Consider the following 25,797-nt stretch of genomic DNA (forward strand, 5'->3'; position numbering starts at 1 on the left):
GTCTACGTGCACAACCTGTCGAAGCGCACGGCTCTGTACGCTACGATCGCTCGTGTCAGCAACAAGAACGGCGCTGGCTACACGGTTGGCGGCCCGGCCTTCTACAACAACGCAGCTGGCGTCTTCACCCCGAAGAGCTCCACCGGCTACGACTTCGGTATCCGTCACGCTTTCTAATTTGACGCTGGCGTAAGCCAGCTTCGAATCAAAAGCTCAAAAGCCACTCGACGTAAGTCGAGTGGCTTTTTTCGTTCGGGCTCGATCATCGCGAATCATGTTGGCAAAGAGCACCATCTGCGTGCACCCCCGGGGAATCACCGTGCGGGCACGCACCTTGCACTGCTAGCATGCCCGTTCACTTTGTTTGCTGAATGATCGCTTTTGTATTGCGCCGTTTGATCCAGGCCGTGATCGTGATGATCGCGGTCGCCTTCATCGCCTTCCTCCTCTTTCAATATGTTGGCGACCCAGTCGTGTTCCTGCTGGGGCAGGACGCCAAGCCCGAACAGATCCGCGAGCTGCGCTCCGCATTGGGGCTCGACCAACCCTTCTTCGTGCAGTTCTGGCACTTTCTTGTCAATGCTGCACAAGGCGAGTTCGGCCTGAGCCTGCGCCAGGGCGCGAAGGTATCGCGGTTGATTGGCGAACGCTTTCCCGCCACGCTCGAACTGGCACTCGTGGCGGCGGTGCTGGCACTGTTCATCGGCATTCCGATGGGCGTGTACACCGCGCTGCGCCGCGGCACCTTCATGAGCCAGGTATTCATGACCGTGTCGCTGCTCGGCGTTTCGCTGCCGACCTTCCTGATCGGCATCCTGCTGATCCTCGTCTTCGCGGTCACGCTGGGCTGGTTCCCGAGCTTCGGCCGCGGCGAGACCGTGAAGTTCGGCTGGTGGACCAGCGGCCTCTTCAGCGCCGACGGCTGGCACCACATCGTGCTGCCGGCGGTGACGCTGGCGATCTTCCAGCTCACGCTGATCATGCGGCTGGTGCGCGCCGAGATGCTTGAGGTGCTGCGCACCGACTACATCAAGTTCGCGCGCGCACGAGGCCTGTCGAATCGCGCCATCCACTTCGGCCATGCGCTCAAGAACACGCTGGTGCCGGTGATGACCATCACCGGCCTGCAGCTCGGCGGCCTGATTGCCTTTGCCATCATCACCGAGTCGGTGTTCCAGTGGCCCGGCATGGGCCTGCTGTTCATCCAGGCCGTGACCTTCGCCGACATCCCGGTGATGGCGGCCTACCTGTGTCTCATTGCCTTGATCTTCGTGGTGATCAACCTCGTGGTCGACCTGCTGTATTTCGTGGTCGATCCGCGGCTGCGCGTGGGCAAGGCGGGAGGTCATTGACATCATGACGGCAACCACATCCACGGCCCCGCGCCTCAAGGCTTCCGGACGCGCGTTCGCGCACATCGCGAACTTCTACCCCGAGATCACCGCCTTTCGCCGCGACCTGCACGCACACCCCGAACTCGGCTTCGAAGAGGTCTACACATCCGGCCGCGTGCGCGAGGCCTTGCGCGCCTGCGGCGTCGACGAGATTCACGAAGGCATCGGCAAGACGGGGGTGGTCGGTGTCATCCGCGGCCGTTCGACCGCCAGCGGCCGCATGATCGGCCTGCGTGCCGACATGGACGCGCTGCCGATGCGCGAGGACAACGACTTCGGCTGGCGCTCCGCCAGCGACGGCCTGATGCACGGCTGTGGCCACGACGGCCACACCGCCATGCTGGTCGGTGCCGCGCGCTACCTGGCCGAGACGCGCGATTTCGACGGCACCGCCGCGCTCATTTTTCAGCCTGGCGAAGAAGGCTTCGCCGGCGCACGCGTGATGATCGAGGACGGCCTGTTCGACCGCTTCCCCGTCAATGCCGTCTACGCGATGCACAACTGGCCCGCCATGCCGGCCGGCACCGTGGGCATCAACCGCGGCGCGATGATGGCCGCGGCCGATCGCGTGACCATCGAGATCAAGGGCAAGGGCGGCCACGGGGCGCATGCCTACCAGACCATCGACCCCGTGATCGTCGCGGCGCACATCATCACCGCGGCCCAGACCATCGTTTCGCGCAACGTGCGCCCGATCGATGCGGCCGTCGTCAGCATTTGCGCGATGCAGGCCGGCGACCTCGGCGCGATGAGCGTGGTGCCCGGCGAGGCCGCGCTGGTCGGCACGGTGCGCACCTTCAGCGCACGCGTGCAGGCGCAGGTCGAGCAGCGCCTGACCGAACTGTGCACGGCCATCGCCGGCGGCTTCGGTGCGACCGCCACGATCAAGTACGAGCGCATCTACCCGGCCACCATCAATACCGCGCCCGAGGCCATGTTTGCGGCCGACGTGGCCGAGTCGCTGGTCGGCGCAAAGAACGTCGAGCGCAGCATGGAGCCCAGCATGGGCGCCGAAGATTTCTCCTTCATGCTGCAGAAAAAAGCGGGCGCTTACCTGCGCATCGGGCAGGACGTGCGCGAGGGCGCCTTCCTGCACAACAGCCGCTACGACTTCAACGACGAGATCCTGCCGCTCGGTGCCGCATTGCATGCGGGCCTGATCGAGCAGGGCATGCCGCTTTCCGCTACCCGCGGTGCGCGGCCAGAGAAAGCCGCCGCCACCGCGGCGACGTGATGTGTTTGATTCCAACCCGAGGAGTGTTCCCATGAGTTTCAAGAAAAATGTGGCCGCGGCCGCCGTTCTGTGCGCGCTGGGCGCCGTCAGCATGGTCGCCGGCGCGCAGACCATCCGTGTTGCAAACCAGGGTGACGCGCTGTCGCTCGACCCGCACTCGCTCAACGAATCGCTGCAGCTGAGCACCACGGCCAACGTGTATGAAACGCTGGTCGGGCGCAACAAGGATCTGAGCGTCGCGCCGCTGCTTGCCACGAGCTGGAAGCAAACCTCGCCTACCGTGTGGCGCTTCGAATTGCGCAAGAACGTGCAGTTCCACGACGGCACGCCGTTCACCGCCGACGACGTTCTCTTCAGCTTCGCGCGCGCATCGGGCGACGGCTCGGACATGAAGTCCAACACCACCGACATCAAGGAAGTGCGCAAGGTCGACTCGCACACCATCGAGATCGAGACCAAGGGTCCGTTCCCGATCCTCCCCGACGTGATCACGCAGCTCATGATCATGAGCAAGAAGTGGTGCGAGGAAAACAAGGCCGTCACGCCAGTGGACCGCCGCAAGGGCATCGAGAACACAGCTTCCTTCAAGGCCAACGGCACCGGCCCGTACCGCGTGCGCGAGCGCCAGCCGAACGTGCGCACGGTCTTCACGCGCAATCCGACCTACTGGGGCAAGATCGAAGGCAACGCGCAAGAGATCATCTTCACGCCGATCGCCAATCCGGCCACCCGCGTCGCCGCGCTGATCTCGGGCGAAGTCGACGTGATGGAACCCGTGCCGGTGCAGGACATCGCGCGCGTCAACGCCAGCCCGACGGCGCGCGTCATCGCCGGCCCCGAGCTGCGCACGATCTTCCTTGGCATGGACCAGAAGCGCGACGAACTGCTCTACTCGAACGTGAAGGGCAAGAACCCGTTCAAGGACAAGCGCGTGCGCCAGGCCTTCTACCAGGCCATCGACATCGTCGGCATCCAGCGCACCGTGATGCGCGGCGCTTCGCGCCCGACCGGGCTGATGGTCGGCCCCGGCATCAACGGCTGGACCGAAGCCCAGGACAAACGCCTGCCGCTCGACGTCGAAGGCGCCAAGAAGCTGCTGGCCGACGCCGGCTATCCGAGCGGCTTCGAAGTGACCATGAACTGCCCGAACGACCGCTACGTGAACGACGGCCAGATCTGCCAGAGCGTGGCGGCGAACCTGGCGAAGATCGGCGTCAAGATCAACCTCGCGGCGGAGACCAAGGGCACTTACTTCCCCAAGGTGCTGCGCCGCGACACCAGCTTCTACATGCTGGGCTGGACCCCGACCACCTACGACTCGCACAACGCGCTGACCGCGCTGATGGCCTGCCCGGACGACAAGACCGGCGCCGGCCAGTTCAACCTGGGCGCGTACTGCAATCCGAAGCTCGACGAGTTGACGAAGAAGATCCAGTCGGAAACTGACAAGCCCAAGCGCGACGCGATGATCAAGGAAGCCTTCGACATCCACACCGCCGACATCGGCCATCTGCCGCTGCACCAGCAGACGCTGGCCTGGGGTGTCAGCAAGAAGGTGTCGCTCACGCAAATGGCCGACAACTACATGCCCTTCAAGTGGATGAGCATCAAGCCATAAGACTGAGGGCCGCTCGCGCGGTGGCCTGACCATGGGCCCGCTTCTTGCGGGCCCATTCCTTTTGCCTCACGATGAAAAAAACACTAGCCCGCTGGCTCGACAGCGATGTCGGCTACAGCTTCCGTACCTCGCCCGTGGCCATCGTCGCGGCGCTGATCGCGCTGGCCTGCGTCATCTGCGCGGTGTTCGCCGGCTGGGTGTCGCCGCACAACCCCTTCGACCTCGCCACGCTCGAACTCGGCGATGCGCGCCTGCCGCCCGCATGGAGCGCCGAAGGCTCTTCCAAATACCTGCTCGGCACCGACGACCAGGGCCGCGACATTCTCTCGGCAGTGATCTACGGCGCGCGCATCTCGCTGATCGTCGGCCTCGTGTCGGTGGCGTTGTCGCTCGCCGTCGGCGTGGTGCTGGGCCTGCTGGCCGGCTTCTTCGGCGGCTGGCTCGACTCCTTCCTGATGCGCATATGCGACGTGATGCTGTCGTTCCCGCCCATCCTGGTGGCACTGCTCATCGCCGGCGTCGGCCGCGCGCTCTTTCCCGGCGCGCACGAGTCGCTGGCCTTCGGCGTGCTGATCATCTCCATCTCGCTGACCGGCTGGGTGCAGTACGCGCGCACGGTGCGCGGCTCCACGCTGGTGGAGCGCAACAAGGAGTACGTGCAGGCCGCGCGCGTCACCGGCGTGGCGCCGCTGCGCATCATGTTGCGCCACGTGCTGCCCAACGTGATGGGGCCGGTGATGGTGCTGGCCACGATCCAGGTCGCGACGGCGATCATCACCGAGGCCACGCTCTCGTTCCTCGGCGTCGGCGTGCCGCCGACCTCGCCTTCGCTGGGTACGCTCATCAGCATCGGCAACCAGTACCTGTTCTCGGGCGAATGGTGGATCACGGTGTTTCCGGGCCTGATGCTGGTGCTGATCGCACTCAGCGTGAACCTGCTCGGCGACTGGCTGCGCGACGCGTTGAATCCGCGACTGCGCTGAACACAAGGAGAACGCCACCATGACGCTGCTCCAGGTCAAAGACCTCGTCGTCGAATTTCCGGGCCGCCGCGGCACGCTGCGCGCGCTCGACCGCATTTCCTTCGACATCGCGCCTGGCGAAATCCTCGGCGTGGTGGGCGAATCGGGCGCCGGCAAGTCGCTCACGGGCGCGGCCATCATCGGCCTGCTCGAACCGCCGGGCCGCGTGGCCGGCGGCGAGATCGTGCTGGACGGCCAGCGCATCGACAACCTCGGCTTCGATGCGATGCGGCCGATTCGCGGCCGCAAGATCGGCGCGATCTTCCAGGATCCGCTGACCTCGCTGAACCCGCTCTACACCGTGGGCCGGCAGCTGGTCGAGACCATTCGCGCGCACCTGCCCGTGTCGGAATCCGAAGCGCGCAAGCGGGCCATCGGCCTGCTGCAGGACACAGGCATCCCCGCCGCCGAGCAGCGCATCGACCACTTCCCGCACCAGTTCTCGGGCGGCATGCGGCAGCGCGTGGTGATTGCGCTGGCACTCGCGGCCGAGCCCAAGCTCATCGTGGCCGACGAGCCGACCACCGCGCTCGATGTGTCGATCCAGGCGCAGATCATCCAGTTGCTCAAGCAGGTGTGCAAGGACCGCGGCGCGGCGGTGATGCTGATCACGCACGACATGGGCGTGATCGCCGAAACCTGCGATCGCGTGGCCGTGATGTACGCGGGCCGCATCGCCGAGATCGGCCCGGTGCACGAGGTGATCCACCAGCCCGCGCATCCCTACACATCGGGCCTGATGGCATCGATTCCCGACATGGCGAGCGACCGCGAGCGGCTCAACCAGATCGACGGCGCGATGCCGCGGCTCAATGCCATTCCCGCCGGCTGCGCCTACAACCCGCGCTGCCCGCGCACCTTTGCGCGCTGCCTCGTCGAGCGGCCCGAGCTCATGCATGCCGGCGCCACGCGCGCGGCCTGCTGGCTGCACGACGCGACCGACCCGCACGCCGGCCAGGCCGAGATCGCGGCGAGGCACCACGATGCGCTGTCGGCCGGCGAACGCGCCGCGCCTGAAGCAGCCGAGCCCATCTCGGAGGTGACGCGATGAGCGCCGCCGCGAACGAACCGCTCGTGGTCGCGCACGACCTCGCGCGCACCTTCGACGTCTCTCCACCCTGGCTCAACCGCGTGCTCGAACGCAAGCCGCGCGTGCTGCTGCACGCGGTCGACGGCGTGAGCTTTTCCATCGAGCGCGGCAAGACGCTCGCGCTGGTGGGCGAGTCGGGCTGCGGCAAGAGCACCGTGGCGCGCCTGCTGGTGGGCTTGTACGCGCCCACGCGCGGTGGCCTGCAGTTCGACGGGCAGGACGCGCATGCCGCGTTCAAGACGCCCGAGGGCCGCAAGCTGCGCCGCCGCATCCAGATGATCTTCCAGGATCCCTACGCGAGCCTCAACCCGCGCTGGATCGTCGAGGACATCATCGGCGAGCCGCTGCGCGAGCACGGCATCCTGAGCGAAAAGGTCGCGCTGCGCGAGCGCGTGGGCGAGCTGCTCAAGTCGGTCGGCCTCTCGCCGCTGGACATGAGCAAGTACCCGCACCAGTTCTCGGGCGGCCAGCGCCAGCGCATCTCGATCGCGCGCGCGCTCGCCACGCAGCCCGAGTTCCTGGTGTGCGATGAGCCCACCTCGGCGCTCGACGTGAGCGTGCAGGCGCAGGTGCTCAACATCATGAAGGACCTGCAGCGCGAGCAGGGCCTGACCTACCTGTTCATCTCGCACAACCTTGCCGTGGTGCGCCACGTGGCCGACCAGGTCGGCGTGATGTACCTCGGCCGGCTGGTCGAGGTGGCCGACAAGCAGAAGCTCTTTGCCGAGCCGCGGCATCCGTACACGCGCATGCTGCTCGATGCCATCCCGCAGATGAAGCACACGGGGCGCTCGCGCACGCCGGTGCAGGGCGAGGTGCCGAACCCGCTGAACCCGCCGACGGGCTGCGCCTTTCATCCGCGCTGCCCGCATGCCAATGCGCGTTGTTCCTCGGAGCGGCCGAAGCTGCTGAGCATCGCGGGTGTCCAGGTGGCCTGCCACGCGGTGGAAGAGGGCCGCATCTAGCCGCTGAAAAGTGTGCGTTAAGGCACTGCACCGCATCGGGCGCAGCCGCACAGTGGGCGGCTGACCCGGAGGGAACCATGGCAGGCAAGGCAAATTTCTCGGACATCGAACGGCAAGGCGCACCCGAACTGGGCCGCCGAGGTTTCGTCATGGGTACCGCGCTCGGCGCGACCGCCGTGCTGGCATCCCTGGCGTCGCGCGCCCATGCGGCTCCGCAGCGGCGCATGCCGGTCGTCTTCATCGGCCACGGCACGCCCATGAACGCCATCAGCGACAACGCGTTCACGCGCCGGCTGGCGGCCTGGGGTCGGGAGCTGCCACGGCCGACGGCCATCCTCAGCGTGTCGGCGCACTGGCTGAGCCGTGGCGCCACCGGTGTCGGCATGCAGGTGCGGCCGAAGACGATCCATGATTTCGGCGGCTTCCCGCAGGCGCTGTTCGACGTCGAATACCCCGCGCCCGGCCATCCTTCACTCGCCAGCGAGACCGTCGGCGCGGTGAGGCAGACACCGGTGATCGCCACCGAGCAATGGGGCCTCGACCATGGCACATGGTCGGTGCTGAAGCATCTCTATCCGAAAGCCGACATCCCGGTGTTCCAGCTCAGCATCGACTACGACAAGCCGGCCGCCTTTCACTATGCGGTGGGGCGCGATCTCGCAGTCTTGCGTGACAAGGGCGTGCTGGTGATGGGCAGTGGCAACGTGGTGCACAACCTGCGCGCCACCGATCGCGGCACGCCCGATGGGCCGAGCGCCAGCCGGCCATGGGCGCAATCGTTCGACGATGCGGTGAAGTCGGCGCTGGCAGGCCGGGACGACCGTGCGCTGGTCGACTACGCAAAGCTCGAAGGAGCCTCCACCGCCGTGGCGACGCCGGACCACTACTACCCCTTCCTCTACGCCCTCGGTGCCGCAGGAACCAGCGAGCGCGCGAAGACGGTCTACGAGGGATTCCAGTCGGGCACGCTCAGCATGCGTTGCCTGCAGTTCGGCTGAGCGCGCCGGCGCGGCAGCAGAGTTACTGCTCCTCGCCCCAGGCGAACCCGTCGCGCGCAATCATCGCGCTCGACGCACTCGGGCCCCAGGTGCCGGCCGCATAGGGGCGCGGGCCGCCGTCCGATTCCCAGCTGTCGATCAGCGGCTCGACCCAGCGCCAGGCTTCTTCCTGCTCGTCGCTGCGCACGAACAGGTTGAGGCGGCCGTCGATCACGTCGAGCAGCAGGCGCTCGTAGGCGCCCACGCGTTCGGCGCCGAAGCGCTTGTCGAAGTCGAGGTCGAGCTGAACCGGCGCCAGTTGCGCGGTGTTGCTGTGGCCGTTGCCGCCGCGCTGCCGGTTGTCCTGGGCCTGCGCGAGCATGTGAAGTTCCAGCCCGTCCTTGGGCTGCAGGTTGATCACCAGCTTGTTGACGTTGCCGGTCGGCGCGCGGTAGATCGCATGCGGCGTGGGCCTGAAGTTGACCTCGATGCGCGCATCGCGCGAGGCCAGCCGCTTGCCGGTGCGGATGTAGAAGGGCACGCCGGCCCAACGCCAGTTGGCGATTTCGGTGCGCAGCGCCACGAAGGTTTCGGTGCGGCTATCGGGGTTCACGCCGGGCTCGTCGCGGTAGCCCGGCACGCGCTCGCCGTAGGCCGTGCCGGCCGTGTACTGGCCGCGCACCGTGTGCAGGCCCAGCGTTTCGGGCGTCCAGGGCTTGAGCGCGCGCAGCACCTTGAGCTTTTCGTCGCGGATGGCGTCGGCGTGCGAGTTGATCGGCGGCTCCATGCCGATCGCGCACAGCAACTGCAGCGCGTGGTTCTGCACCATGTCGCGCAGCGCGCCGGTCTGGTCGTAGAAGGCGCCGCGCTTTTCCACGCCCAGGTCTTCGGCCATGGTGATCTGGATGTTGGCGATGTGCTCGCGGCGCCAGATGGGCTCGAACAGCGCATTGCCAAAGCGCATGGCGAACAGGTTCTGCACCGATGGCTTGCCGAGGTAGTGGTCGATGCGAAAGACCTGCTTCTCCTCGAGCACCTTGCCGACCGCGGCGTTGATCGCGCGGTTGGAGGCGAGGTCATGGCCCAGCGGCTTTTCGAGCACGATGCGCGTCCTCGGCCCGTTGAGGCCGGCCGCGGCGATCTGCTCGACCACCTGCGTGAAGAGCGCGGGCGCCGTGGCGACGTACATCACGATCGTCTTCGCGTCGCGCTGCTTGAGCAGGTCGGCCAGCCGCACATAGTCGTCGGGCTTGGACAGGTCCATGCGCAGGAAGTGCAGCATCGACGCGAACTTCTCGAACTCCTCAGGGGAGGGCCGCTTGGCGCCCTCGACCGCGCTGAAGCGCGACTGGATCAGTTCCCGGTACTGGTCGTTCGACAGGTCGTCCCGCGCCACGCCGACGATGCGCCCGTCTTGCGGCAGGCTGCCGTGCCGGAATGCCTGGAACAACGCGGGCATGAGCTTGCGCCACGCGAGATCGCCAGTGCCGCCGAACAGAACGAGATCGAAGCTCATGAAAAACTTTCCTTTGTCTGAATGCCGAGCAGGTCGTGGGCCGCCGAGAGGGCCACTTGCGATGGTACTTGTACCGATTCGCCCGACCTGTACTAAAGCTACGCTGACCTGTGGCCGCGAGGCCTTTTTTTATGCATGAGGCGGAGAAAATTCAAATGAAGAAGCTTTTTACCGCAGCCGCGCTGCTCGGGTTGTCGGCCGCCGCGTCGGCGCAGACCGTCAACGTGATCTGTTCGGTCCAGGCCGAGTGGTGCAGCGTGATCTCCACCGTCTACGCGCGCACCACCGGTGTGCGCATCAACATGGCGCTCAAGGGCTCCGGCGAGGCGCTGGCCCAGCTGATCGCCGAAAAGGACAACCCCAAGACCGACGTCTGGTTCGGCGGCACCGGCGACCCGCACCTGCAGGCGGCCGAGCAGGGGCTCACGCTCGAATACAAGTCGCCCACGCTCTCGCAGCTGCACCCCTGGGCCCAGCAGCAGGCCAGGCAGTCGGGCTACAAGACCGTCGGCATCTATTCGGGTCCGCTGGGCTTCGGCTACAACCCCGAGCTGCTGGCCAAGAAGAAGCTGCCCGTGCCCAAGACCTGGGCCGACCTGCTCAAGCCCGAGTACAAGGGAGACATCCAGGTGGCCAACCCGGCCTCCAGCGGCACGGCCTACACCATGATCGCCACGCTGGTGCAGCTGATGGGCGAGGACAAGGCCTTCGACTACCTGAAGGCGCTGCACAAGAATGTCGGCCAGTACACCCGCTCGGGCACCGGCCCGATCAAGGCGGTGGCGCGCGGCGAAACCGCGATTTCCATCAGCTTCGTGCATGACGGCCCCGGCGAGAAGATGCAGGGCTTCCCGGTCGAGACCATCACGCCGAGCGACGGCACCGGCGCCGAGATCGGCTCCATGAGCATCGTCAAGGGCGCGCGCAACCTCGAGGCGGCCAAGAAGTTCTACGAGTGGGCGCTGACGCCCGCCGCGCAGGAGCTCGGCGCCGCCAACAAGCAGTTCCAGCTGCCGAGCAACGTGAACGCCAAGCTCGACCCGCGCATCCCCGACTTCAAGAAGATCAAGTTCATCAACTACGACTACGCCAAATACGGCGCGAGCACCGAGCGCCGGCGCCTGATCGCGCGCTGGGAAAAAGACGTCAATTCGCTGCCGCGCTGAGTGGCTGCGCATTTGATCGACACCGGCGTGCCGGTCAATCCGGCGTCACTGGCCGCGGCCAGGCGCTCGCAGCGCTGGATCTGGGCATGGGTCGCGCTGGGCCTTGCCGCGTACCTGCTGCTGCCCTGGTATGCGATTCAGGACGCGACCTGGTACGAAGCCGTTCCTCAGGTGTTCGGCCAGGCGGAGGGTGCCAACGGCCTGATGCAGGCGGCGACGCAGGGTCGGGGCTGGCTCTTCGTCGGCCTTGCTGGGCTGCTGATGTGCGCGGCAGGTGCGTGGCTGCCTGCTGGCCGCAGCCAGGGACGCTGGCTGCTCGCGGGTGGCGCGATCGGCGCCATCGGGCTGGCCGTGACAGGCTTCGCGATCGGCGCGCGGGGCTGGAGCTTCGCGGCGCTCAACACGCAGTTCGGCGATCTGGCCGTCAACCAGTTCGGCATCGGCGCGGGCGGCTTCGTGGCGCTCGCTGCGCTCGTGCTGCTGGCCGCCTTCGGCATCGCGCGGCTCGGCCTTTTCAAGGGTGACCTGTTCGTGGCGGCCGCGGTCATCGGCTGCGGCGTGCTGATGGCGCTGTTCATCGCCTACCCGGTGAGCAAGGCGCTGTCGGGTGCATTCTTCAACGAAGATGGGCAGTGGTCGATCGCCGCGTTTGTCGCGCGCGTGCTCACCGAACGCATCTGGGGGCTGGGGTGCCTTTCCGGCGGCGTGCGCTGCGGCGTGGCGTGGAACACGCTGGTACTGGCCCTGCTCACCGCGGCCGGCACGACCTTTCTCGGCACGCTGATGGCGCTGATGGCCGAGCGCGGCAGCAAGCGCGGGCAAGGCGCGCTGCGGGTGCTGGCGCTGCTGCCGATCATCACGCCGCCGTTCGTGGTGGGCCTCGGCCTGATCCTGCTGTTCGGCCGCGCCGGCATCGTCAACCAGGTGCTGGAGAACGTGTTCGGCATCGAGCCCACGCGCTGGTTCTACGGCATGCCCGGCGTGCTGGTGGCGCAGCTGTTCGCCTTCACGCCCATCGCCTTCATGATCATGCGCGGCGTGGTGCAGGGCATTGCGCCCAGCCTGGAAGAAGCCGCGCAGATGCTGCGCGCCGACCGGCGCCGCACCTTCTTCACCATCACGCTGCCGCTGCTGAAGCCGGGGCTGGCCAATGCCTTCCTTGTCGGCTTCATCGAGAGCATTGCCGACTTCGGCAACCCGGTAGTGGTGGGCGGGCAGTTCTCGGTGCTGTCGACCGACATCTTCTTCGCCATCGTCGGCGCGCAGTACGATCAGGGCCGCGCCGCCTCGCTGGCCTGGGTGCTGACGCTGTTTGCGCTCGGCGTGTTCGCGCTGCAGCGCGGCGTGCTCGGCAAGCAGAACTACACCACTGTGAGCGGCAAGGGCGACGCCGGCATCGCGATGGCGTTGCCCGACGGAGTGCGGCGCACCATCCTGTGCATCGCCCTGCCATGGATCGCGTTCACCGCGGTGGTCTACCTGTTCGCTTTCGCGGGCGGCTTCGTGCAGACCTGGGGGCGCGACTACAGCTTCACGCTGAACCACTTCAGGAACGCGTTCTCGCTCGAATGGGGGCAGTTCGGGCTGGTGTGGGCGGGTACGGCATGGAACTCGCTGATCACCACGCTCAAGCTTGCGGGCATCTCGGCGCCCATCACTGCGGCGCTCGGCCTGCTGATCGCGTGGCTGCTGGCGCGCAACGAGTTCAGGGGACAGGGGCTGTTCGAGTTCGGCGCGCTGCTGGCCTTCGCCATCCCGGGGACGGTGCTCGGCGTGAGCTACATCCTGGCCTTCAACGTGCCGCCATTCGAGCTCACGGGCACGGGGCTCATCATCGTGCTGTGCTTCATGTTTCGCAATTTGCCAGTGGGCGTGCGGGCGGGCACGGCGGCCTTCAAGCAGCTCGACCGCTCGCTCGACGAAGCCTCGCTGATGCTGCGCGCATCGACCTCGCAGACGCTCTTCAAGGTGGTGCTGCCGTTGCTGAAGCCCGCGCTGGTGGCCGCGCTGGTCTACAGCTTCGTGCGCGCGATGACGACGGTGAGCGCGGTGATCTTCCTGGTCACGGCCGAGAACGAGCTGGCCACCACCTACATCATCGGCCGCGTCGGCAACGGCGACTATGGCATTGCGCTGGCGTACTGCACGGTGCTGATGATCCTGATGTCGCTGGCGATTGCACTGGTGCAGTTCGTGGTGGGAGAGCGAAAGCTGGGACGACGAGGGGCCACGCCGCAGCATCAGGGACATCACAAAATGGAAGGCCTGGCATGAACGGCATCGAATTCCGCAACGTCACCAAGCGCTACGGCACCGACAGGAACGCGCCGCTGGCCGTCAAGGGCATCAGCTTCGAAGTGCCTGTCGGCACGCTCACCACCATCCTCGGCCCGTCGGGCTGCGGCAAGACGACCACGCTGCGCATGATCGCGGGGCTCGAGTCGCCGACCTCGGGTTCGATTTTCATGGGCGGGCGCGACGTCACCACGCTGGGGCCGGCCGAGCGCAACGTCAGCATGATGTTCCAGAGCTACGCGCTGTTCCCGCACATGAACGTGATCGAGAACGTGGGCTACGGGCTGCGCATGAGCGGCGTGAAGAAGGACGAGGCCACCGCGCGGGCACGCGAGGCGTTGCGCGGCGTGGGCCTGGTCGGCTTCGACGAGCGGTTGCCCAGCGAACTCTCGGGCGGCCAGCAGCAGCGCGTGGCGCTGGCGCGCGCGCTGGTGCTGGAGCCGGCGGTGCTGCTTTTCGACGAGCCGCTCTCCAACCTCGACGCCCGCCTGCGCCGCGAGATGCGCGAGGAAATCCGCGCGCTGCAGCAGCGCTTGAAGCTGACCGTGGCCTACGTCACGCACGACCAGAGCGAGGCGCTGGCCGTGAGCGACCAGATCATCGTGATGGACCACGGCGTGATCGCCCAGCGCGGCACGCCCGAGCAGCTCTATGGGCGGCCCGAGAGCGAGTTCGTCGCTGGTTTCATGGGCGAGGCGATGGTGTTCCCCGCCACGGCGCAGGCCGACGGCAGCGTGGCGCTCGGCCCGCTGCGCCTGCAGCCGCGCCATGCGGTGGCACCCGGCACGGTGAAGGTCGCGGTGCGTCCCGAAGCCTGGCAGATCGGCGCCGCGGACGCGGGCAGCGGCCTGCCGGCCACGCTGCGCAAGGCGGCGTACCTCGGCAGCTTCTACGAATACGGCTTCGACACCACCCTGGGGCCGGTCTTCGTGGTGTCGAACGACCTGTCCCGTCCGCTGGCGGCGGGCGCGCAGGCCACGCTGTCGCTGGGAGCCCACGGCGTGAGCGTGGTGCCCGGTGCATGAAACAATGGCGCCATGAACGTGGTTTTCGACCTGGGCGCCGTGCTGTTCGCATGGGAGCCCACCCGGCTGGTACAGGCCCATCTCGCGCAGCACGCGCCCACTGAGGCTGCCGCGGTCGCCATGGGCCGGGCACTTTTCCATCACGACGACTGGACGGGTTTCGACTGCGGCACCCGCACGCTGGACGATGCCATCGCCCGCATGTCGGCCCGGCTCTCGCTGCCGGCCGGGCCGCTTCGCACCATGCTCGAAGGACTGGGCGAGCGGCTGGAGCCGATCGGCGTCACGGTCGACATGCTCGAACAGCTGGTCGCGCACCGCGAGGCCGGCCAGCCGCTGCGCCTGTACTACCTGTCGAACATGCCTGCGTCGTACGCCCGCGCCATCGAGCGCCGGCATGCGTTCATGCAACGCTTCGACGGCGGCGTGTTCTCGGGCGACGTGAAGTTCCTCAAGCCCGAGCGCGAGATCTACGAGGTGCTGGCGATGCGCTACGCGCTCGATCCGCAACAGACCGTGTTCATCGACGACTCCGCCGCCAACGTAGAGGCGGCGCGCGCCTTCGGCTGGCAGGCCATCCACTGCACCACGCCGGCCATGCTGCCGTCGCAGCTGCAGCGCTATCTACCGGTCAGCACCACCTTGTCGGTGTCGAACCCCAGGCTGCTGGCGTAGTCCAGCTCGGCCTTCAGCACCGTGTCGTCCAGGCGCGGCGCGCGCGACAGCACCCAGAGGTATTCGCGGTCGGGCGTGCCGACGAGCGACACCTCGTAGTTGCGGTCGAGCTTCAGGATCCAGTAGTCGCCCCAGACCATGGGCAGCCAGCTAAGCCAGGCGGGCGCAAAGCGCACTTGGAGTCGGCCCGCGCCGGGCTGGCCTGCCACGGGCACCACGCGCGCGGTGCCGGTCGCCTGGTCGAAATTGCCGTCTGCGCGCGCGCAGCGGTTCACGACCTGCACGGTGCCGTCGGGCTGGAGTGTGTACTCGGCGGTCACGGGGCCGGCGCAGGCTTTCTGGAAGCGGTTCGGCAGGCGCGCCTGCTCGTGCCAGATGCCGGCATAGCGCCGCAGGTCGACCGGCGCCACCACCTGCAGCGGAGCCCGCATCAGCGGTGCGCCGTCGGCCGGGCCGGCCGGTTGCGCACGCGCGGTGCGCGAAGCTTGGAGGGCCAGCCAGGCCGCGGCGCCGCCCATGACGAAAGCAGTGGCCATGGTGCCGATCGCCGCGCTGGTGCGGCGGTCGTCGAAGGGCTGGCCGTCGGGAGGCGCGGGGCCGCGTTGGCGATGGGACATGGAGGGCTCCTGGCTGAAAATTTCGGCGTGGAGCGCAGCGTAGCCCCGGGCGGGCGGCCGATGCCGTCAGCCGCGGACCACAGCCGGTGTAGGGCAGGGCGGCTGACAACCCTGTACGCAACAGGCTGATAGAGCGGCGGAAAACCCGTGCTACGGTGCGCATGAAAACATCGGCCCACGCGCAACTGCGTGCAGGACTTGTCACAACCCGCACTGGATAATCATTTCATGAACCAACTCGATGCCCTCCGCCAGTGGACCACCGTCGTCGCCGACACCGGTGACTTCAAGCAGCTCAGCGTTTCCAGGCCGCAGGACGCGACCACCAATCCGTCGCTCATCCTCAAGGCCGTGCAGAAGGCCGAATACCGGCCGCTGCTCGATGAAACCGTGAAGAAGCACGCCGGCAAGCCGCTCGATGAGGTCATCGATCGCCTGCTGGTGCGCTTCGGCAGCGAAATCCTCTCGATCATCCCGGGCCGCGTGTCGACCGAGGTCGACGCCCGCCTGTCCTTCGACACGGCCGCGACCGTGGCGCGCGGCGAGCGCATCGTGGCGCTCTACAAGGCCGAAGGCATCGACACCGAAAAGCGCCTGCTGATCAAGGTGGCCTCCACCTGGGAAGGCATCGAGGCGGCGCGCGAACTCGAGAGGAAGGGCATCCGCACCAACCTCACGCTGCTGTTCTCGTTCGCGCAGGCCGTGGCTTGCGGCGCGGCCGGCGTGCAGCTCATCTCGCCCTTCGTGGGCCGCATCTACGACTGGTACAAGAAGTCGGCCGGCGCCAAGTGGGACGAAGCGGCCAGTGCCGGCGCCAACGACCCGGGCGTCAAGTCGGTGCGGGAAATCTTCAACTACTACAAGCAGCACGGCATCAAGACCGAGGTGATGGGCGCGAGCTTTCGCAACGTGGGACAGATCCAGGCGCTGGCTGGTTGCGACCTGCTGACCATCAGCCCCGAGCTGCTGGCCGAGTTGGCCGCCAGCAACGAACCGCTGCAGCACGCGCTCGACGCCAAGGCCGCACCCGGGGGCGACATCGCCAAGGTCAGCTACGACGAGGCGGGCTTCCGCTTTGCGCTGAACGAAGATGCCATGGCCACCGAGAAGCTCGCGGAAGGCATCCGCGCCTTCGCAGCCGACGCTGTGAAGCTCGAAAAACTCATGCAGGAAAGCGGCAAGTAAACATGGCCATGACCCTTCGCTGCGACCATGCGCCGGCCTGGGCGCAACTCCAGTCCAGCTTCGAAACGGCGGGCCGCCAGTTCGACGTGCGCCACGCCTTCGTGGACGACGCGAACCGCTTTGCACGTTTCAGCCAGGAGGCGCCGTACGTCTTCGCCGACCTGTCGAAGAACCTGATCGACGCACGCACCGAGGAGCTGCTGCTCGCGCTGGCCCGCGAATGCGGCCTCGAGGCGCACCGCGACGCCATGTTCGCGGGCGCGCACATCAACATCACCGAAGACCGCGCCGTGCTGCACACGCTGCTGCGTGCGCCGGCCGATGCGCCGACCGGGCCCAAGACCGCGAACGAGCTGCGCGAGGTGCACGCCACGCTCGACGCGATGCTGGCCTATGCAGAGAAGGTGCGCGGCGACCACACGATCACCGACGTGGTCAACATCGGCATCGGCGGCTCCGACCTCGGCCCGCAGATGGCGGTGCTGGCGCTGGCCGAGTTCGCCGCGCCGGGCAAGCGATTCCACTTCGTCTCGAACGTCGACGGCCACGAGCTGGCCGGCGTGCTGCAGGGCCTGGCGCCCGAGCACACGCTGTTCCTCATTGCCTCGAAGACTTTCACCACGGCCGAGACGATGACCAACGCGCAGTCGGCCAGGCGCTGGTACGAGCAGTCGGGCGGCACCGACATCGCGGGCCACTTCGCGGCGCTCACCACCAACGTGGAAGCGGCGAAGAAGTTCGGCATCGACACCACCTTCGGCTTCTGGGACTGGGTGGGTGGGCGCTATTCGCTGTGGTCGGCCATCGGCCTGCCGATTGCGCTGGCCATTGGCGCCGACGGTTTCCGCCGCCTGCTGGCGGGCGCGCATGCGATGGACGAGCACTTCCGCACCGCGCCGCTGGAGCACAACCTGCCGGTGCGGCTGGGCCTGCTCGACGTCTGGTATCGCAACTTCCACAAGTTCACGAGCCGCAGCATCGCGCCGTACCACAGCGCACTCAAGCGCGTGCCGGCCTATCTGCAGCAGCTCGAGATGGAAAGCAACGGCAAGCAGGTCGATGCCAGCGGCAAGCCCGTGGACTTCGGCACCTCGCCCGTGCTCTGGGGCGAGCCCGGCACCAACGGCCAGCATGCCTACTTCCAGATGCTGCACCAGGGCACCGACGTGATTCCGCTCGAATTCGTGGCGGTGCGCGACGCGGCGCACGACCTTGAAGGCCATCACCCCAAGCTGCTGGCCAACGCGCTCGCGCAAGCGCAGGCGTTGATGGTCGGCAAGCTCGACGAGGGCGGCCACAAGAACTTCCCGGGCAACCGGCCAAGCACCTTCTTCGTGTTCGAGAAGCTCACGCCCGAATCGCTGGGCGCCTTCCTCGCGATGTACGAACACCGCGTGTTCACCAGTGGCGCGCTGTGGGGCATCAACAGTTTCGACCAGTGGGGCGTGGAGCTGGGCAAGGTGCTCGCGCGCGACATCGAGCCGCGCCTGGCCTCGGGCGACGTCGCGGGGCTCGATGCATCGACGGCAGGGCTGTTGAAGCGGCTGGGAAACTGAAGAATCCGGACCCGGATTCGTTGGGCGGCTTCTTGAAATAAGCCGTTTGTTTGCGTACGAATGGCCGAGTTTGCCGTTGGAAGATGCATCGATATGATCGGTCCGGGGAAATTTCCCTGGGACCCATCAAGAGGAGTCGATCAATGGATTTTCAAACAGCGGTCAAGACTTGTTTCAGCAAATACGCCGATTTCAACGGGCGCGCATCGCGCTCGGAATATTGGTGGTTCGTGCTGGCCGAGGTTATCGTGCTCATCGTTGCGAGCCTCATTCATCAGTTCGTGTACGTCATCGCGGCGCTGGGTTTCCTGCTGCCCGCGCTGGCCGTGGGCGCGCGCCGCCTGCACGACATCGGCAAGAGCGGCTGGCTCCAGTTGTTGATGCTCATCCCGATCGTCAACCTCGTGCTGATCTATTTCTACGTGCAGCCCTCCCAGCCCGAGACCAACCCGCACGGCGCACCGGCGAGCGCCTGAGCTTTGCAACGGCGCACGCAGCGCTGGATCGTCAGGGCCGCGCAAGCGGCCCTTTTTCCTGGCCGCTCGCCATGCGCACGCACAGGTCGAAGGCCTGCTGCAGGCCCTCGATGTTCGCGATGCCCCGGCCCGCGATGTCGAATGCACTGCCGCTGGCCGACGTGGCCACCGGCACAGGCAGGCCGCCATGCAGCGTCACGCCCTGCTCGAAGCCCATGAGCTTCATCGCGATCTGGCCCTGGTCGTGGTACATCGACACCACCGCATCGACGTCGCCGCGGCGCGCGCCGATGAACACCGTGTCGGGCGAGAACGGGCCGCGTGCGTCGAAGCCCTCGGCGCGCAGCCGCTCGACGGCGGGCGCGATGATCTCGATTTCCTCCATGCCGATGGAGCCGCCGTCGCCCGCGTGCGGGTTGAGCCCCGTCACCGCGATGCGCGGTTCCGCCACGCCCGCACGGCGCAGCGCGGCGGCGATGATCTTCACAGCGTCGCTCACGCCCTGCACGGTGATGTGGCTCGCCACGTCCTTCAGTGGAATGTGCGAGGTCACGCGCGAGGTCCACAGCGAACCGGTGAGGTTGAACTCGCAGACGAAGCCCGTCACCGCGAAGCGCTCCTGCATGTAGCGCAGCTCGTCCTCGTGCACGAGGCCGCCCAGGCGCAGCGAATGCTTGTTGAGCGGCGCGAAGAGGATGCCCTCGGCCTGGCCGCGGCGCACCGCCAGCGTGGCCAGTTCCAGCGCCTCGAACGAAGCCCGGCCGGACTGTTCGTTCGACTCGCCGGGCACCGGCTCCTGTCCCTTCATCCAGTCGCGCGCGAGAAGGCTGGGCCGGCCGTCCTCGAAATGCAGCTCGTCGAGGCTCTCGACCTGCAGCGGGGCCAGCTTCAGGCCCGCCACGCGTTCGCCAGCGGCCAGCACCACCGGATCGGCGATCAGCAGCACGCGCGCGGCGTCCAGGTTGCGCTGGCGCGCCAGCAGCTTCACGGCCATTTCGGGGCCGACGCCGCCGGGGTCGCCGAGCAGCACGGCGATGCGGGGCTTGGCGGAGATCACGCTCGGCGTCTTGGGTGGGGTGGGCATGGTGTCGGTTGGATGCGGTTGAAGAAAAAGGGGAACAAGGGCCGGCTCATTCGGCCTTGATGTTGGCGTCGCGCACGAGCTGGCCGTAGTGGTCGAACTCCTGCCTGTTCATCGCCGCGAAGGGTTCGCCGGTCAGTGTTCCAGGCTCGCCGCCCAGCGCCTTGATGCGGCTCTGCACATCGGCCAGCTTCAGCGTGCGCACGAGTTCGGCGCTCAGCCGCTCGATCGCGGGGCGGGGCGTGCCGGCCGTCACGTAGAGGCCGTACCAGGTGGACACGTCGGCACCCTTGATGCCCTGCTCGGCCAGCGTGGGCACGTCGGGCAGCTCGGGCGAGCGCTGCGGCGCGCTCACGGCCAGCGCGCGGAACTTGCCGGCCCTGATCTGGCCCATGGCCGAGGAGGTGCTGTCGAACATCATGTCGACCTCTCCCGAGATGATGTCGACGTGCGCCTGCGAACTGCCCTTGTAGGGCACATGGATCGACTTCATGCCGGTGGCCAGGTTGAAGGCCTCGCCGCCCACGTGCTGGGTGCTGCCGATGCCGGACGACGCGTACTTGAAGCCACCGGGTTTCATTGCCATCGCCGTCACAAGGTCCCTCACCGACCGGTACGGCGAGTTCGCGGACACCACCAGCACGTTGGGCATCACGGCCACCAGGCCCACGGGCTGCAGGTCTTTCAGCGGGTCGTACTTGAGCTTGAGGATGTGCGGCGCCACTGCCTGCGCCGTGTTGGTGGCCAGCAGCAGCGTGGCGCCATCGGCCGGCGCGCGGGCCGTGAGTTCGCCGGCAATGGTGTTGGAGGCGCCGGGCCGGTTCTCGACCACCACGGGCTGCTTGAGCGCTGGCGACAGCTTGTCGGCCAGCACGCGCGCAAGGATGTCGGTACCGCCTCCGGGCGAGGCGCCCACCATGATGCGCAGGGGCTTGTCGGGGTAGGCGGACTGGGCGCCGGCCGACGCTGCGACCAGCAGCGCGGCGGCCAGGCCTGCCGCGCGGGCCAGGGAGTAAAGCTTCATCGGGTCGTCTCCTGCTTGTTGTGGGGACCGAGCGTACGGAGCTTCGCCATCCCAATCCAATCGAAAAAGCCCGAAGCTTCATATACTTTTGTGCATGAACTCCGGCTCGACCGATGCCTCGCTGATGCTCCACGTGCGGCCGCGCCAGCTGCTGCTGCTGGCCCGGCTCGACGCCCACCGCCATCTCGGCCGCGCGGCCGAGGCCATGAACATCAGCCAGCCCGCGGCCACCAAGCTGCTGCAGCAGCTTGAAGACTCGCTCGGTGAAAAGCTCTTCGAGCGGTTGGCGCGGGGCATGGAGCCCACGCCCTACGGCGAGATCCTGATCCGCTATGCCCGCCGCGTGCTCAGCGACTTCGGCACTGCGCGCGAGGAGATGCTGGCCCTGCGCTCGGGCCTGAGTGGCGCCTTGCGCGTGGGCAGCGTACCGGGCGCTGTGCCCGAGCTGCTGGCGCCGGCGCTGGTGGAGTACCACCGCCGCCATCCGCAGGTGGCCGTGTCGGTGGTGGTCGAGACCAGCGACGTGATCCAGGCGCAGCTGGAGCAGGGCGATGTCGACCTCGTGCTGGGCCGGCTCACCGACGGCCACGACGAGGCGAAGTACGCGAGCGTGCCGCTGCTGGGCGAATCGCAGGTGGTGGTGGTGCGCATCGCGCACCCGGTGTTCGACCGCCCCACGGTCACGCTGGCCGAGATGGCGAACTGGTCCTGGGTGCTGCAGCCGCCGGGCTCGCCGCAGCGCGGGCGCTTCGAGGCGGCGATGCGCGAGGCGGGCATCCAGGCCCGGCTCGACATCATCGAAACGGCATCGCCCATTGCCATCACCGCCTTGCTGGAAAGCTCCGACATGGCGGCTGTGATGCCTGCCTCGCAGGCCAGCCACTACGCCCGGCTGGGCGTGCTTCGCACCGTTCCGGTGGAACTGCCGGTGCGCGTGCCGCCGATTTGCCTCATCACCCGCGAGGACCGTGCGCTTTCGCCGGCCGCCGCCCAGTTCCGGCGCCAGTTGCTGGGCGGCGGCTGAAGCCTTTGGGTTGCTGTTTTACATGCTGTCTTGCGTTAACTAGGGAATTCACTAGCCAACTGGTGCATGAAAGTACTGGTATCAACTGCGGAAGTACCAAAACCGCAAGCGCGTTTCTCCAGAATCCGACCACGGCGACCCGACCAACAAGAGGGCGTCGCTCACCTCTAGGAGACAACATGAAGCGTTTTCTGAAAGCGGGCCTCGTCCTCGCACTCATCGGCACGGGCGCGCTGTCCCAGGCCGCCACCGAACTCGTGATCGCGACCGTGAACAACGGCCACATGATCGAGATGCAGAAGCTCACCCCCTTCTTCGAGAAAGCCAACCCCGACATCAAGGTGAAGTGGGTCACGCTGGAAGAAGGCACGCTGCGCCAGCGCGTGACCACCGACATCGCAACCAAGGGTGGCCAGTTCGACGTGATGACCATTGGCCTGTACGAAACCCCGATCTGGTCGAAGAAGGGCTGGCTCAAGCCCATTGCCACCGACGCCGCCTACGACATCGACGACCTGCTGCCCGCCATCCGCAACGGCCTGTCGAACGACGGCAAGCTCTACGCCGCGCCCTTCTACGGCGAGAGCTCGATGCTCATGTACCGCAAGGACCTGGCCGACAAGGCGGGCATCAAGTTCCCCGAGCAGCCGACCTGGGCGCAGGTGAAGGAGTTCGCCGACAAGGTCAACGACCCGAAGGGCGGCGTGTACGGCATGTGCCTGCGCGGCAAGCCGGGCTGGGGCGACAACATGGCCTTCCTGACCACGCTGGTGAACACCCACGGCGGCCAGTGGTTCGACATGCAATGGAAGCCGCAGATCGACACCAAGCCCTGGAAGGACGCGATCACCTTCTACGTCGACATGATGAAGAAGGATGGCCCCCCGGGCGCCTCGGCCAACAGCTTCAACGAGAACCTCGCGCTGTTCAACGAAGGCAAGTGCGCCGCGTGGGTCGACGCGACCATCGCGGCCTCGTTCATCAGTGACCCGAAGCAGTCGAAGGTGGCCGACAAGGTGGCCTTCGCGCAGGCGCCCACGGCCACCACGCCGAAGGGGGCCAACTGGCTGTGGTCGTGGAACCTCGCCATTCCGGCTAGCTCGACCAAGGACGAGGCGGCGCAGAAGTTCATCAAGTGGGCGACCTCCAAGGACTACATCACCCTCGTGGCCAAGGAAACCGGCTGGGCTTCGGTGCCGACCGGCACGCGCAAATCGACCTACGCGAACCCCGAGTTCCAGAAGGTCGCCAAGTTCGCCGAAGCGGAGAAGAAGGCCATCGACAGCGCGAACCTCACCGACAGCACGCTGCCCAAGTCGCCGTACGTCGGCGTGCAGTACGCGGCCATTCCCGAGTTCCAGGCCATCGGCGTGGCGGTGGGCCAGCAGATGAGCGCGGCGCTGTCGGGCAAGGTCACTGTCGACCAGGCGTTGAAGACATCGCAGACGGCGGCCGAGCGTGAGATGAAGAAGGCCGGGTACTACAAGTAAGTCTTCGGGCTTGCTCCCTCCCCCGCTGGGGGAGGGCGGGGGTGGGGGCTCGCGGCGCACCAATCGCCGCAGCGCTCGAGCAGCGAGCCCCCATCCCCGCCTTCCCCCAGAGGGGGAAGGAGCCAGAGACAACAAGAAGGGACTGCCCATGAAACGACTCCTGCCCCGCGCCCTCATGGCGCCCGCCGTGCTCACGCTCTTCGCCTGGATGATCGTGCCGCTCGTGATGACGCTGTACTTCTCGCTGGTGAACTACAACCTCATGCAGCCCGGCGAGCACACCTTCGCGGGCATCGAGAACTTTCACTACTTCGTCACCGACCCCGACTTCTGGCCGGCCACGTGGAACACGCTGCTGCTGATCGGCAGCGTGATCGTCATCACGGTGGTGCTGGGCGTGCTGCTCGCGCTGCTGGTGAACGAGCCCTTCCCTGGGCGCGGCATCGTGCGGGTGCTGCTGATCTCGCCGTTCTTCGTCATGCCCGCGGTCAACGCGCTGCTGTGGAAGCACATGATGATGAACCCCATCTACGGCGTGCTGGCCGACGTGTGGCGCGCCTTCGGCGCCCAGCCGGTCGACTGGCTCACCGACGTGCCGCTGCTCTCCGTGATCATCATGGTGGCCTGGCAGTGGCTGCCGTTCGCCTGCCTGATCTTCATCACCTCGCTGCAGTCGCTGGACCGCGAGCAGATGGAGGCCGCGCGCATGGACGGCGCGAGCGCGGTGCAGCGCTTCTTCTATCTCACCATTCCGCACCTCGGCCGCCCGATGGCGGTGGTGATCATGATCGAGATGATCTTCCTGCTCAGCGTGTTCGCCGAGATCGCCATCACCACGAACGGCGGCCCGGGCAACGAGAGCACGAACATGACCTACATGATCTTCAAGCAGTCGCTCATGAACTTCGACGTGGGCGTGGCCTCGGCGGGCGCTCTGTTCGCGGTGGTGCTGGCCAACATCGTGGCCGTGTTCCTGATCCGCATCATCGGCAAGAACCTGGACTGAGGAGCCGCGAGCCATGCAACAGATACAAGCTCCCAGCAACTTCCTGCCGCAGCTGCTGCGCACCGTGGGTGCGTGGGCCGTCGCGCTGCTGCTGTTCTTCCCGCTCGGCTGGCTGTTCCTCACGGCCTTCAAGACGGAGCTGCAGGCGATCCATGTACCGCCGCTCTTCGTCTTCGAGCCCACGCTCGACAACTTCGGCGAGGTGCAGCGCCGCAGCGACTACCTGCTGTATGCGCGCAACTCGCTCATCACCAGCCTGGGCTCGACCATCCTCGGCCTGTTGATCGCCGCGCCGGCCGCGTACTCGATGGCCTTCTTCCGCACGAAGAAGACGCGCGACATCCTGATGTGGATGCTCTCCACCAAGATGATGCCGGCCGTCGGCGCGCTGGTGCCAATCTACGTGATCGCGCAGACCGCGGGCATGCTGGATTCGCTCACCGCGCTGACCATCGTGTTCACGCTGTCGAACCTGCCGATCATGGTGTGGATGCTCTACAGCGCCTACAAGGACATTCCGAACGAGATCCTCGAAGCTGCGCGCATGGATGGCGCCAGCCTGTGGACCGAGTTCCGACACGTCGTGATGCCGCTGTCGGTGGGCGGCCTCGCATCGACCGGCCTGCTGTGCCTGGTGCTGAGCTGGAACGAGGCCTTCTGGGCGCTCAACCTCACCTCCGCCAAGGCCGGCACGCTGGCCACGCTCATCGCGTCGTACTCCAGCCCCGAGGGCCTGTTCTGGGCCAAGTTGTCGGCGGCTTCGCTGATGGCCATCGCGCCCATCGTGGTGTTCGGCTGGTTCAGCCAGAAGCAACTGGTGCAAGGCCTGACCTTCGGCGCCGTCAAGTAAAGAAAGGGAGACATCTCATGGCCTACCTGCAACTCAAAGACATCAAGAAGAGCTTTGGTGAAGTCAACATCATCAAGGGCGTCGACCTCGAAATCCAGAAGGGCGAGTTCATCGTCTTCGTGGGGCCATCGGGCTGTGGCAAGTCGACGCTGCTGCGGCTGATCGCGGGGCTCGAGCCCATCACCAGCGGCAACCTGCTGCTCGACGGCAAGGACATCACCTGGACACCCTCGGGCAAGCGAGACCTGGCGATGGTGTTCCAGAGCTATGCGCTTTATCCGCACATGAGCGTGTACGACAACATGTCCTTCGCGCTCAAGCTCGCGGGCGTGGGCAAGAGCGAGATCAGGACCAAGGTCGAATATGCGGCCAAGACGCTCAACCTCACGCAGTACCTCGACCGCACGCCGAAGGACCTGTCGGGCGGCCAGCGCCAGCGCGTGGCCATCGGCCGCGCCATCGTGCGCGCGCCCAAGGTGTTCCTGTTCGACGAGCCGCTGTCGAACCTCGA

23 protein-coding genes and 1 pseudogene are annotated in these 25,797 nt (G+C 66.8%); 20 read left to right on the forward strand and 4 right to left on the reverse strand.

Going from position 1 to position 25,797, the window contains the following annotated elements:
- The 8 genes and pseudogenes from PMI12_RS28765 to ygiD all read left to right on the forward strand — a co-directional run.
- A pseudogene (locus PMI12_RS28765) lies at positions 1–177 on the forward strand (porin); the annotation flags it as partial.
- Positions 178–371: 194 nt separating this feature from the next.
- Positions 372–1,352 carry an ABC transporter permease gene (locus PMI12_RS15095; RefSeq protein WP_007833981.1) on the forward strand — a complete coding sequence of 327 codons (981 nt, stop codon included), beginning with the start codon at positions 372–374 and terminating at the stop codon, positions 1,350–1,352.
- Positions 1,353–1,356: 4 nt separating this feature from the next.
- Positions 1,357–2,628 (forward strand): M20 aminoacylase family protein, encoded by a 1,272-nt coding sequence (locus PMI12_RS15100; protein WP_007833982.1) that lies wholly within the window; start codon positions 1,357–1,359, stop codon positions 2,626–2,628.
- 31 nt (positions 2,629–2,659) lie between these two features.
- A complete protein-coding gene (locus PMI12_RS15105) occupies positions 2,660–4,246 on the forward strand; it encodes an ABC transporter substrate-binding protein (protein WP_007833984.1) in 1,587 nt (528 codons plus the stop codon).
- A gap of 71 nt (positions 4,247–4,317) precedes the next feature.
- The gene (locus PMI12_RS15110; RefSeq protein WP_007833986.1) at positions 4,318–5,229 is read left to right on the forward strand and encodes an ABC transporter permease; all 912 of its coding nucleotides are present in this window, start codon (positions 4,318–4,320) and stop codon (positions 5,227–5,229) included.
- A 19-nt stretch (positions 5,230–5,248) separates the two neighbouring features.
- Complete coding sequence (locus tag PMI12_RS15115; protein WP_007833988.1) at positions 5,249–6,319, forward strand: ABC transporter ATP-binding protein; 1,071 nt, start codon at positions 5,249–5,251, stop codon at positions 6,317–6,319.
- Complete coding sequence (locus PMI12_RS15120) at positions 6,316–7,323, forward strand: ABC transporter ATP-binding protein (protein WP_007833990.1); 1,008 nt, start codon at positions 6,316–6,318, stop codon at positions 7,321–7,323. The genes PMI12_RS15115 and PMI12_RS15120 overlap by 4 nt, the downstream gene beginning before the upstream one ends.
- A 77-nt stretch (positions 7,324–7,400) precedes the next feature.
- Positions 7,401–8,321, forward strand: a complete 921-nt coding sequence (ygiD, locus tag PMI12_RS15125; protein ID WP_007833993.1) for a 4,5-DOPA dioxygenase extradiol — start codon at positions 7,401–7,403, stop codon at positions 8,319–8,321.
- Positions 8,322–8,343: 22 nt separating this feature from the next.
- Here the strand turns inward: ygiD and zwf are convergent, their stop codons facing one another.
- On the reverse strand, positions 8,344–9,816 hold the full coding sequence (zwf, locus tag PMI12_RS15130; RefSeq protein ID WP_007833995.1) for a glucose-6-phosphate dehydrogenase: 1,473 nt from the start codon (positions 9,814–9,816) through the stop codon (positions 8,344–8,346).
- A 155-nt stretch (positions 9,817–9,971) separates the two neighbouring features.
- On the opposite strand from zwf, the gene PMI12_RS15135 reads away from it, so the two are divergent.
- The 4 genes from PMI12_RS15135 to PMI12_RS15150 are packed head-to-tail and all read left to right on the forward strand — an operon-like array spanning position 9,972 to position 14,977.
- Positions 9,972–10,982 (forward strand): ABC transporter substrate-binding protein, encoded by a 1,011-nt coding sequence (locus PMI12_RS15135; protein ID WP_042673464.1) that lies wholly within the window; start codon positions 9,972–9,974, stop codon positions 10,980–10,982.
- Positions 10,983–10,994: 12 nt separating this feature from the next.
- Entirely contained in the window at positions 10,995–13,256 is a 2,262-nt protein-coding gene (locus PMI12_RS15140; protein ID WP_007833999.1) for an ABC transporter permease, read from the forward strand.
- Entirely contained in the window at positions 13,253–14,302 is a 1,050-nt protein-coding gene (locus PMI12_RS15145) for an ABC transporter ATP-binding protein (protein WP_007834001.1), read from the forward strand. The genes PMI12_RS15140 and PMI12_RS15145 overlap by 4 nt, the downstream gene beginning before the upstream one ends.
- Before the next feature lie 12 nt (positions 14,303–14,314).
- Positions 14,315–14,977, forward strand: a complete 663-nt coding sequence (locus PMI12_RS15150) for an HAD family hydrolase (protein WP_007834003.1) — start codon at positions 14,315–14,317, stop codon at positions 14,975–14,977.
- On the opposite strand, the gene PMI12_RS15155 is transcribed toward PMI12_RS15150, so the two are convergent.
- Complete coding sequence (locus PMI12_RS15155; protein ID WP_007834005.1) at positions 14,923–15,594, reverse strand: lipocalin family protein; 672 nt, start codon at positions 15,592–15,594, stop codon at positions 14,923–14,925. The two genes, PMI12_RS15150 and PMI12_RS15155, sit on opposite strands and share 55 nt — an antisense overlap.
- A 228-nt stretch (positions 15,595–15,822) precedes the next feature.
- Between PMI12_RS15155 and tal the strand changes: the two genes are divergently transcribed.
- The 3 genes from tal (at position 15,823) to PMI12_RS15170 (ending at position 18,811) form a co-directional block, all read left to right on the forward strand.
- Positions 15,823–16,779, forward strand: coding sequence for a transaldolase (gene tal / locus PMI12_RS15160; RefSeq protein ID WP_007834007.1), 957 nt, complete (start codon positions 15,823–15,825; stop codon positions 16,777–16,779).
- Positions 16,780–16,781: 2 nt separating this feature from the next.
- Positions 16,782–18,335 carry a glucose-6-phosphate isomerase gene (pgi, locus tag PMI12_RS15165; protein WP_007834008.1) on the forward strand — a complete coding sequence of 518 codons (1,554 nt, stop codon included), beginning with the start codon at positions 16,782–16,784 and terminating at the stop codon, positions 18,333–18,335.
- 143 nt (positions 18,336–18,478) lie between these two features.
- Positions 18,479–18,811, forward strand: a complete 333-nt coding sequence (locus PMI12_RS15170; RefSeq protein ID WP_007834009.1) for a DUF805 domain-containing protein — start codon at positions 18,479–18,481, stop codon at positions 18,809–18,811.
- Positions 18,812–18,842: 31 nt separating this feature from the next.
- On the opposite strand, the gene PMI12_RS15175 is transcribed toward PMI12_RS15170, so the two are convergent.
- A complete protein-coding gene (locus PMI12_RS15175; protein ID WP_007834017.1) occupies positions 18,843–19,895 on the reverse strand; it encodes a 4-hydroxythreonine-4-phosphate dehydrogenase PdxA in 1,053 nt (350 codons plus the stop codon).
- A gap of 46 nt (positions 19,896–19,941) precedes the next feature.
- Positions 19,942–20,916, reverse strand: a complete 975-nt coding sequence (locus PMI12_RS15180) for a Bug family tripartite tricarboxylate transporter substrate binding protein (RefSeq protein WP_007834018.1) — start codon at positions 20,914–20,916, stop codon at positions 19,942–19,944.
- 94 nt (positions 20,917–21,010) lie between these two features.
- Here PMI12_RS15180 and PMI12_RS15185 point away from each other — a divergent pair, with 94 nt between their 5' ends.
- From PMI12_RS15185 to PMI12_RS15205, 5 genes are all read left to right on the forward strand, one after another.
- The gene (locus PMI12_RS15185) at positions 21,011–21,940 is read left to right on the forward strand and encodes a LysR family transcriptional regulator (protein WP_007834019.1); all 930 of its coding nucleotides are present in this window, start codon (positions 21,011–21,013) and stop codon (positions 21,938–21,940) included.
- Between the two features lie 179 nt (positions 21,941–22,119).
- Positions 22,120–23,430, forward strand: a complete 1,311-nt coding sequence (locus tag PMI12_RS15190; protein ID WP_007834020.1) for an ABC transporter substrate-binding protein — start codon at positions 22,120–22,122, stop codon at positions 23,428–23,430.
- A gap of 148 nt (positions 23,431–23,578) precedes the next feature.
- Positions 23,579–24,436 (forward strand): carbohydrate ABC transporter permease, encoded by an 858-nt coding sequence (locus tag PMI12_RS15195; RefSeq protein WP_007834021.1) that lies wholly within the window; start codon positions 23,579–23,581, stop codon positions 24,434–24,436.
- A gap of 13 nt (positions 24,437–24,449) precedes the next feature.
- Positions 24,450–25,286 (forward strand): carbohydrate ABC transporter permease, encoded by an 837-nt coding sequence (locus tag PMI12_RS15200; protein WP_007834022.1) that lies wholly within the window; start codon positions 24,450–24,452, stop codon positions 25,284–25,286.
- A 17-nt stretch (positions 25,287–25,303) separates the two neighbouring features.
- The coding region (locus PMI12_RS15205; protein ID WP_007834024.1) for an ABC transporter ATP-binding protein at positions 25,304–25,797 on the forward strand (494 nt) is incomplete at its 3' end.

Origin of the sequence: Variovorax sp. CF313, assembly GCF_000282635.1 — a bacterium.
Classification (GTDB): domain Bacteria; phylum Pseudomonadota; class Gammaproteobacteria; order Burkholderiales; family Burkholderiaceae_C; genus Variovorax.